Below are 9,311 nucleotides of genomic sequence, written 5' to 3' on the forward strand. Positions count from 1 at the left end.
AACCTCCTAAGTTGAAATGTTGTGGTTGCCAGACCAACTTCATTGTATCATTAGGAGGTTCTTTCCTTTTCTATAAGAATTTTTTACCGACCCCCAGTTTAACTGGGGGTTTTGTCATGCCTATTCGGCGTACAATAAAAAGGGACAATAGTTCGTGATGAACTATTGTCCCTTTCGCTACTCTGGTGGTTTTGATTCGAAACGAAAAATGACCTAATCAATAAGTAACGACTAGGCCATTTCTCAATTTACTATTTTCACCAGAGATGAGCCTAGCGGTATGAAACGCTATGACGGCTCGTCTTATATATATCTTAACTCATTAAAGTATAAGCGTCAAGTTAAGCTCATCGGTTCTTTTAGACCAATGAGCTTAAGGTTTCTTCTTAAAAGTCTTCGTAATCTTCAATTTCCGTAATCGGTGCGGATTGTTTAACTGTATTAGATAAGGTACCGATGCCCGGAACGGTGATGGATACGAGGTCATCTTCCTGCAAGAAGCGAGGTGGTTCGAAACCGACGCCTACACCCGATGGTGTGCCGGTGGCGATGATGTCGCCCGGTTCCAAAGTGATACCGCGGCTTAACGTACTTACCAAGGTCGGAATGGAGAAGATTAAATCTTCCGTGGACCCCGATTGGCGAAGTTCGTCGTTAACATAGGTGCGAATTTCAAAGTCGCGCGGCTGTTTGTTGCCGATTAAGATGGCCGGACCCATAGGGCAGAAGCCATCTAGGCTTTTACCTAAGAACCACTGATTGTGACGACGCTGTAAATCGCGTGCCGTTACATCGTTTACAATGGTGTAACCGAAGATATGATCATATACTTCATCTTCCGGAATGTTGCTGGCTCGTTTGCCGATGATGATGGCCAATTCGCCTTCGTAATCCACTTGTGAAGTTGCATTCGGATGCAACGGAATTACGCGGTTAGGGCCGGTTACGGCTGTCGGCAGTTTACTAAAGAAAATAGGGAACTCCGGTTCGTCGGCCGTTTTGTCGAATTCAACGATGTGTTCGCGGTAGTTTTTGCCTACGCAGATAATGTTGCGGTGTGGGCTGAACGGTGTATCGATGGTTACATCGCTTAGATTGTAAGGTACGGCTACGGGCGATTCATTGTGTTTTTCCAAAGCGGTAGCTAATAATAACACGCCCTCGTCACCTAAGCTGATGAGCTCTTCAATCGTTTCCGGTAGGAAGGAGAAGTACGCTTCTTCCAAATCGGCACTGCCGAGAATAGTTTGTGATTCGTCGTCGATAACGCCCCATTGACGGAAGCCGGATGGCGTTGTAAAGGTTGCGATTTTCATAAGTCCTCCCAAGTGTAATGCTGAGTCATGACCGACCTGAGCCGGTTTTTATAACAATCATGTAATTATTGTAAATATATTTTTTTCGATATAAAATGGATTATATTAAATAAATACGATGTACTTAAAACTAATTTAATGGGTTTCAAGCCGGGTGAATCCATTAGGATATTTATCAAACAGTTTTATATACATCGCCTATTTTTCAAGTAATTTAATCTTTTTGTTAAGCCATTTTTGACAACTGGCACGGTCGTTAAAAAAGCGTAAATCCCGAATGCCGTCAAAATCTACATACAAGCCGTATACAAACGGAATCGGTGTGTTTTCAGCAATATTAAACGTATCAATGGCCATGTAAGTGCCCGGTTCTTTTGGTTCTTCCAACGTTTCAAACGGGATTTCCTTAATGGCAAATGCCTCACCGTTTGAGCGCCGGCGCGTACGTTTCGGTACTAATGAAAATGTACGTGATTCACCGTCTTTTTCGATGGTAATCGTAACCGGTTTCTTTGGATTGTAATTGGTCATGAGTCGATTTAATACAGATTTAAAATCACGTAGTGTAACTTCTTGTTCAGTTAATGCGTCGATATATGCCATAGGAAGTTCCTCTTTTCAAATAAATTCACAATACGTAATTGACGAGCTTGGGAGAATGATTAATTGTTTGTATTTATCGATAAGTTAACTATAACATAGATTGATAAATAGATAAAGTAAATAGTTGTAATATTAGTGAAAAACATGAGCACAAAGGAGATATTTTTTTGCTATGAAAAAACGACTAAAATATTCTAAAGTACCAAAAGATTTATTTATTTAAAAATATCTATGATTTTGTTTTATCTATGGCCTCAAATTGTATATAATAAGAGAGAGATGATATCAATTTACTTGATTGACAATTCGGCTGTTTTTTCAGATATGTTGCAACAGCTTTTAGAGTTTTTACAACTCTTAGAAGTTTTAGATTTTTTACATAAAAATGTTTTTATATATGTTCGGGAGGTTGACACAAATGAGTAAACCAGTTGTAGTTGTACCAGGTTTGGTTCGTAAAGATGCGCTTGCCTATTTAGGTGAACATGTGACGATTAAGCAATGGACGGAAAAGACGCCTATGCCCCGTGAAACTTTGAAAGAATGGCTCAAGGAGGTCGATGCTCTTTGGAGTATTAATACAGTCAAAGTAGATGCCGATTTAATCGCCGATGCACCGAATTTAAAAGTTATCGCGCAAGCTTCGGTGGGCTACGATAATGTGACGGTGGATGATTTGACGGCCCGTCAGATTCCTTACGGCAATACACCTGACGTTTTGACCGAATCGGTAGCCGAATTGGCCTTTACCCTTGTGGCAGCGGCCAGCCGTCGTATTGTGGAAAATGCGGATTTTGTCAAAAGTGGTATGTGGGCACAACGTCCGTCCAATATTAAAGGTAAAGATTTAAGTCGTTCTACGTTGGGGATTATCGGACTTGGCGCCATCGGAATTTCCATTTCGCGCCGTGCTCGCGCGTTCGGCATGACCGTTATTTACAACAATCGTCATAAACGTGCGGATGAGCATTTATACATGGTTGAATACCGTGATCGCGATACACTCTTGGCCGAAAGCGATGTGGTCCTCGTTATGGCTCCGTTAACGGAGGAAACGTATCACATGTTTGACAAAGAGGCGTTTAAAAAGATGAAAAATGATGCCTTGTTTGTCAATGTGGGCCGCGGTAAAATCGTCGACACCGATGCTCTCGTGTGGGCTCTTAATGAAGGGGAAATCGACTATGCCGCTTTGGATGTTACGGATCCGGAACCATTGCCGGCTGATCATCCGCTTTTGCAGACCGGTAAAGTGCTGGTGGTACCTCACATTGGCTCCTTCACAGACCGAACCCGTCGTGACATGGCTATGCTTACGGCCGACAACATTATTCTGGGGCTCCAAGGCAAACCGCTTAAAACATGCGTAAATAAGGAAGTAAACTATAAGGGGTAATTATTGTTTGCCCGCTTCGATACTATTGTTTGACCCCTTCGATACGAAGTCCGTTGCGGTCGGACTTTAGCTATCAATAAGTCTCTATTTATGATAAAATAAAGAGATGTAAATAAACGGACATTAAGTCGCAGAGAGGATGATTGTTGTTGGAAACTCCAAATAATGAAACAGTTAATTTTATAGAGGCGATTATAAATAAAGATAACGAATCCGGTAAGTACGGCAAACGTGTGCATACTCGTTTCCCACCGGAACCGAATGGCTATCTTCACATCGGCCATGCTAAGTCGATTTGCTTAAACTTCGGCTTGGGCAATGACTATAACGGTCTTACGAACCTTCGTTTTGACGACACCAATCCGTCCAAAGAAGAAGTGGAATATGTGAAATCCATTGAAAACGATGTAAAATGGCTCGGCTTTGATTGGGACGACCGCGAATATTTTGCGTCCGACTATTTTGACACCATGTATGAATATGCGAAAGAATTGATTAAAAAAGGCAAAGCTTATGTGGATGATCAGACGCCGGAACAGATTAAAGAAACGCGCGGCGATTTCGGTACGCCGGGCACCAACAGCCCATATCGTGACCGTCCGGTAGAAGAAAACTTGCGCCTTTTTGAAGAAATGAAGGAAGGCAAGTATAAAGACGGTGAAAAAGTTCTTCGTGCCAAAATTGATATGGCTTCGCCGAACATCGTAATGCGCGACCCTGTATTGTATCGTATTATGCATGCGGAACATCATCGTACGGGCGACAAATGGTGCATTTATCCGATGTATGACTTTGCTCACCCTGTAGAAGATGCTATCGAACGCATCACCCATTCCGTATGTACTTTGGAATTTGAAGTGCATCGTCCGCTCTACAATTGGGTTCTTGAAGATTGGCCGGATACGGAAAAACCGCAGCAGATTGAATTTGCTCGCTTAAACGTTACCAACATGGTCATGAGTAAACGTAAATTGCGTCAGCTTGTTGAAAAGAATCTCGTAAGCGGCTGGGACGATCCGCGGATGCCTACTATTTCCGGTTTGCGTCGTCGCGGTTACACCCCGGCTTCGATTCGCGATTTCTGTCAGCGCATCGGCGTAGCCAAAGCGGACAGTGTGGTAGACATTGCGCTCCTCGAATTCTGTATTCGTGAAGATTTGAAGATGAAAGCACCGCGTCAGATGGCGGTTATTAACCCGGTAAAAGTGGTTATTACTAACTATCCGGAAGATAAAGTCGAAATGATGACCATTGAAAACAATCCGGAAAATGAAGCTATGGGGACTCGTGAAGTTCCGTTCGGTCGTGAAATTTACATTGAACAGGACGATTTCATGGAAGTTCCGGTGAAAAAATTTTTCCGTATGACCCCGGGCAAAGAAGTTCGTCTCAAAGGCGCTTACATCGTTATGTGCGATGAAGTCATTAAAAACGAAGACGGTTCCATTAAAGAAATTCATTGTACCTATGATCCGGAAAGCCGCAGCGGCAGCGGTTGCCAGCGTAAAGTTAAAGGCACCTTGCACTGGGTGGAAGCCTCCACGGCGGTGGACATGGAAATTCGGTTGTACGATTACCTCTTAAAACCGGAAGAAGAATGGGAAAGCAAAGATTTCTTGGAACAGCTTAATCCAAATTCCTTGGTGGTAATGCAGGGTAAAGGGGAACCGGCTTTTAAAACGACAAAACCGGGCGACCACTTCCAGTTCTTGCGTCAGGGGTATTTCGTAACCGATTTGGACAGCACCCCTGAACATATCGTGATGAACCGTATTGTGGGCCTTCGTGATAGCTGGGCGAAAGCACAGAAAAAAGGTTAATGTTAGCCGGAATAAGTTAACTGTTAGCAGGACTAAACTAATCGTTAGCCGGTAGTAATTGAGATTAATTTACAGTAATGTGCTAGTCGGTCCGGCCTTGTTGCCGGACTGTTAGCAGTTAAGCAGAATAGTCAGTCAGCAAAAAGGAGTTGTGCATGAAACTAACTACTTGGTGTGCAGCGGCTGTGTTGGCGCTTACCTTTAGTGTGGGGAGTGCTGTGCAGGCGGCCACACCGGCCACTACAGCTATTAAAGATATTAAGACGCCGACTAATGTTACCTTGTCGGCCGGTTCGCAAAAAGCTTTATTTACGAACAGTGAAGATATTCAGCAGTATTTATTGAATCGTGGCGTATTGAGTGCCGATGTGTACCAATTGCGTTATAAAAAAGACAATGTATTCAGCTACGGTATCGTAGCGGATATTCGTCTTGGTGAACAAGGTCTTCGTACGTTGGGCATTGAAAGTGAAATGCCGGTCTTTTCTTTCAGCACGAAAAATAAAGACAAACAAGAAGATTCCGTATTGCCGGAATTGGCCGAATTAATCAATGAAGGCGGTCAAAATGAATTCCAACAGTATCGTGTCATCGAACCGTTAACTTTGCAAAAAAACGGGACCTACACCGGTACTTTGCGTTTTGACAATATGGTAAGCACTGTAATTTACGGTGAAACCCTTCATGTCGTATTGTACGATAATTTGTATTTCGGACCGAGCGTTCGCGTCATCGCCCTTAACAGTGCCGATGATGATACCTTGTGGCCGATTGTTAACGGCTACGCCAAAGTAATCAAATAAAGTCAGCAAATAAGGAGAATAACGAAGCAGAATGAATATGCTATTTCATAATTTATTTCGCTATCATGATTTCGGATTGTTGTTTTATCGCATCGTATTCGGTTTATCCATGATGGCTCACGGATATTTCAAATTTGCCGGTGGTGAACAGAATTTATATGCCATCGGTCATACGACGGCTCAATTCGGTGTACCGGATGGCTTTTTATTGCTCGGTATGGCCGCGGCCGGGGCAGAACTTTTAGGCGGATTTCTTCTTATTTTGGGCTTTTTGACACGTCTCGGCGCGCTATTGATTGCATTCACCTTATTCATTGCGACCGCAGCCGCATGGGACGCCGGATTTTTTAGATGGGATTATCCTTCACAGATGATGTTCGGCGCCATTATGCTCTTTATCGCAGGTCCGGGTCGCTACAGTGTAGATAGTGCCTTTACCAAACGATAAATTGCGTATAACAAAGGAAAGAAGATACCTTATGAATTCGACATACTTACAAATGATCCGCGGGGAAGAAACCTCTCATTGCCCCGTATGGTTTATGCGGCAAGCAGGCCGCAGCCAAGCCGAATATCGCCGTATTAAGGAAAAATATTCCTTGTTCGAAATAACACAGCAACCGGAGCTTTGCGCTTATATTACGCGTTTGCCCGTTGAAGAATATAATGTAGATGCTGCTATTTTATATAAAGATATTATGACACCCTTGGTGCCTATCGGGGTGGAGGTAGAGCTTAAGTCCGGCATCGGTCCGGTTATCGGCAATCCCATTCGCACGGCGGAAGATATTGCCGCTATCGGCGCTCTCGATATGGCGGAGTCCTTGCCTCATGTGTTGGAAACAATTCGTATTCTGACAAAAGAGCAGCTCAAGGTGCCGCTCATCGGTTTTGGCGGGGCCCCGTTTACCTTGGCCAGTTACATGCTGGAAGGCGGCCCTTCGAAGACGTATCAGAAAACGCGGCAAATGCTCGTGACGCGTCCTGATTTGTGGGATGCGTTGATGGAAAAATTGACAGCTATGAGCATTGTCTATTTAGGTGCGCAAATCGAAGCAGGTGCCGCCGCCATCCAGATTTTTGATTCTTGGGTAGGTGCCGTGAGTGCGCGCGAATACGAAGCCCGCATTTATCCGTTTATGAAAGAGTTAATTACGGCCTTAAAGACTAAGTTCCCGACTACGCCAATCACCATGTTCGGCGTAGGGACGTATCACTTATTGCCACTATGGCGCCAATTGCCGGTTGATGTAATCGGCCTTGATTGGCGTTCGCCGATTGCCGATGCGAAAACTATGGGGATTACGCAGGCGGTGCAGGGCAATTTGGATCCGGCCTATTTATTTGCGGACTGGCCGGTGATTCAACGTGAAATCGATCGCATCTTGGCGGAAGGCAAGGAACATGGTCGCCATATTTTCAACCTGGGCCATGGGGTTGTGCCGGAAGCGAATCCGGATGTATTGAAGCGCATCGTGTCCTATGTGCATGAAGTGACGGCGCGATGAGGGACGGTATGAAGGAGCGAATCGGCTTATTGGTGATGGATTACGGCACACCGACCGCTGAAGCCGATTTGATGCCTTATTATACAAGCATTCGCCGCGGTTATGCACCGACGGAGGCGGAAGTAGCGGTTTTGAAAAAACGCTATGAAGCCATCGGCGGTTTGTCGCCTCTAGGGGCTATAACCGAAGGGCAAGCGGAATTATTAGCTAAGCAGCTTAACGAGCATAGCGATGATATAAGTTATGAATTATATATCGGCCATAAGCATATGCCTCCATTTATTGAAGATGCCGTGTCGGCTATGGGCGAAGCGGGCATCACGAAGGCAGTGGCTATCGTGATGGCACCGTATTTTTCACTCTTTGCAACGGCGTCCTATTTTGAACGAGCCAAGCGACGGGCAGCTCGCTATCAAATGGAAATTCGGGAAGTGGCGGCCTGGAATGAAGAACCGGAGTTCCTGGCTTATTGGCATCAGGCGTTGGCAACGACGCTGGGGGAAACGGCAGAACTGTTGAACCGGACTGATACATCAAATTCGTCGGAAACAACGAACTTGCCTGAAACAGCCAATACGGTTGAAGCAACAAATCAGGCTGAAGTAACGAATCCGGCGAAGGTTGCCGTAATCTTTACGGCCCACAGTTTGCCGTATCATGTAATTCACATGGGTGACACCTATCCGGAAGCCGTTCAAGCTACGGCGAAACGCATTGCTCAGTCCGTAGGGCTTGGGACCTATGAAATGGCTTGGCAAAGTGCCGGTGTGCGCGGCGATTGGTTGACGCCGGATGTGGCAACGGTGACCCGCGAAGTCGTGGACCGAGATAATGTTAAAGCGGTTGTGTATGTACCTATCGGGTTCGTATGCGACCATTTGGAAATATTGTATGATAATGATATTGCTTGCAGAGCCCTTTGCGATGAGCTGGGGGTTGCCTACAAGCGCGTACCGATGCCGAATACGGATGCGCTTTTTGTCAAAGCCATGGCGCAGGCGGTACGACATTTACCCTTAGAAGATGAGGTGACAGAATGAGTCGAGTAGCGGTGATTGGCGGTGGTCTGACGGGCCTTGCAGCGGCCTATTATTTGGGCCGAGCTAAGCCGGACTGCCGGATTGATGTGTTCGAAGCAGAACAGCGATTTGGCGGTAAAATTAAAACGAAACGTGTGGACGGTTATGTAGTGGAAGTGGGACCTGATTCCTATTTAGCCCGCAAGCAGGCGATGACGGATTTAATCAACGAATTGGGTCTGGGCGATACGCTGGTTACCAATGCTACCGGCCAGGCTTTCATCTATGACCGAGGCAGCATGTTCCCTATACCGGGGGGCTCCATTGTAGGGATTCCTACGGAGTTTGTGCCTTTTGCCAAATCCACGTTGTTGTCATGGTCCGGTAAATTCCGCGCTATGCAGGATATTTTCAAAAGCCCTTATCCAACGGATGGGGACGTGTCCATCGGCGATTTTTTCAAATATCACTTGGGCAACGAAATGATGGATAAACTTATTGAGCCATTGTTGTCGGGCATTTACGGCGGCGATATTTATGAATTAAGCCTCGATGCGACCTTCCCGGAATTCCACAGTTTGGAGCGCAAGCATGGTAACATGGTTAAAGGTATGTTGGCAGCCCGCAAGCAACGAGCCGCATCGAATGTGAAACCGAGCGGTCAATTCCGTCAGCTCACCGGCGGTTTAGAATCGATTATCGACGAATTGGTGGCGCAAATGCCGGACAATGTAACACTTCATAAGAGTACGCCTGTAACATCCATTGAAAAAGTAAAAGACGGTTATGTCTTGGGCGGTACGGTGAAGAGTCCTTACGAAGACGTAATTATAACCACACCGCCGC

9 protein-coding genes are annotated in these 9,311 nt (G+C 45.4%); 7 read left to right on the top strand and 2 right to left on the bottom strand.

Going from position 1 to position 9,311, the window contains the following annotated elements; all coding sequences use genetic code 11:
* Positions 1–386 precede the first annotated feature (386 nt).
* Together E7204_RS00170 and E7204_RS00175 are read right to left on the bottom strand one after the other, a co-directional pair.
* The gene (locus tag E7204_RS00170; RefSeq protein ID WP_295180429.1) at positions 387–1,316 is read right to left on the bottom strand and encodes a fumarylacetoacetate hydrolase family protein; all 930 of its coding nucleotides are present in this window, start codon (positions 1,314–1,316) and stop codon (positions 387–389) included.
* Between the two features lie 198 nt (positions 1,317–1,514).
* Entirely contained in the window at positions 1,515–1,919 is a 405-nt protein-coding gene (locus E7204_RS00175; RefSeq protein WP_295180431.1) for a hypothetical protein, read from the bottom strand.
* 418 nt (positions 1,920–2,337) lie between these two features.
* Here E7204_RS00175 and E7204_RS00180 point away from each other — a divergent pair, with 418 nt between their 5' ends.
* The 7 genes from E7204_RS00180 to hemG all read left to right on the top strand — a co-directional run.
* Positions 2,338–3,315 (top strand): D-glycerate dehydrogenase, encoded by a 978-nt coding sequence (locus E7204_RS00180; RefSeq protein WP_295180432.1) that lies wholly within the window; start codon positions 2,338–2,340, stop codon positions 3,313–3,315.
* 149 nt (positions 3,316–3,464) lie between these two features.
* A complete protein-coding gene (locus E7204_RS00185; protein WP_295180434.1) occupies positions 3,465–5,135 on the top strand; it encodes a glutamine--tRNA ligase/YqeY domain fusion protein in 1,671 nt (556 codons plus the stop codon).
* 155 nt (positions 5,136–5,290) lie between these two features.
* The gene (locus tag E7204_RS00190; protein ID WP_295180436.1) at positions 5,291–5,938 is read left to right on the top strand and encodes a hypothetical protein; all 648 of its coding nucleotides are present in this window, start codon (positions 5,291–5,293) and stop codon (positions 5,936–5,938) included.
* Between the two features lie 31 nt (positions 5,939–5,969).
* Positions 5,970–6,386: a DoxX family protein gene (locus E7204_RS00195; RefSeq protein ID WP_021841274.1), complete on the top strand. Its 417-nt coding sequence runs from the start codon at positions 5,970–5,972 to the stop codon at positions 6,384–6,386.
* A 31-nt stretch (positions 6,387–6,417) separates the two neighbouring features.
* A complete protein-coding gene (gene hemE, locus E7204_RS00200) occupies positions 6,418–7,446 on the top strand; it encodes a uroporphyrinogen decarboxylase (RefSeq protein WP_295180441.1) in 1,029 nt (342 codons plus the stop codon).
* Positions 7,447–7,454: 8 nt separating this feature from the next.
* Positions 7,455–8,486, top strand: coding sequence for a ferrochelatase (hemH, locus tag E7204_RS00205; RefSeq protein ID WP_295180442.1), 1,032 nt, complete (start codon positions 7,455–7,457; stop codon positions 8,484–8,486).
* A partial coding sequence (hemG, locus tag E7204_RS00210; protein ID WP_295180444.1) for a protoporphyrinogen oxidase occupies positions 8,483–9,311 on the top strand: 829 nt, incomplete at its 3' end. The genes hemH and hemG, both read left to right, overlap by 4 nt.

It is taken from the genome of Veillonella sp. (assembly GCF_015058545.1).
Lineage (GTDB): Bacteria > Bacillota > Negativicutes > Veillonellales > Veillonellaceae > Veillonella_A.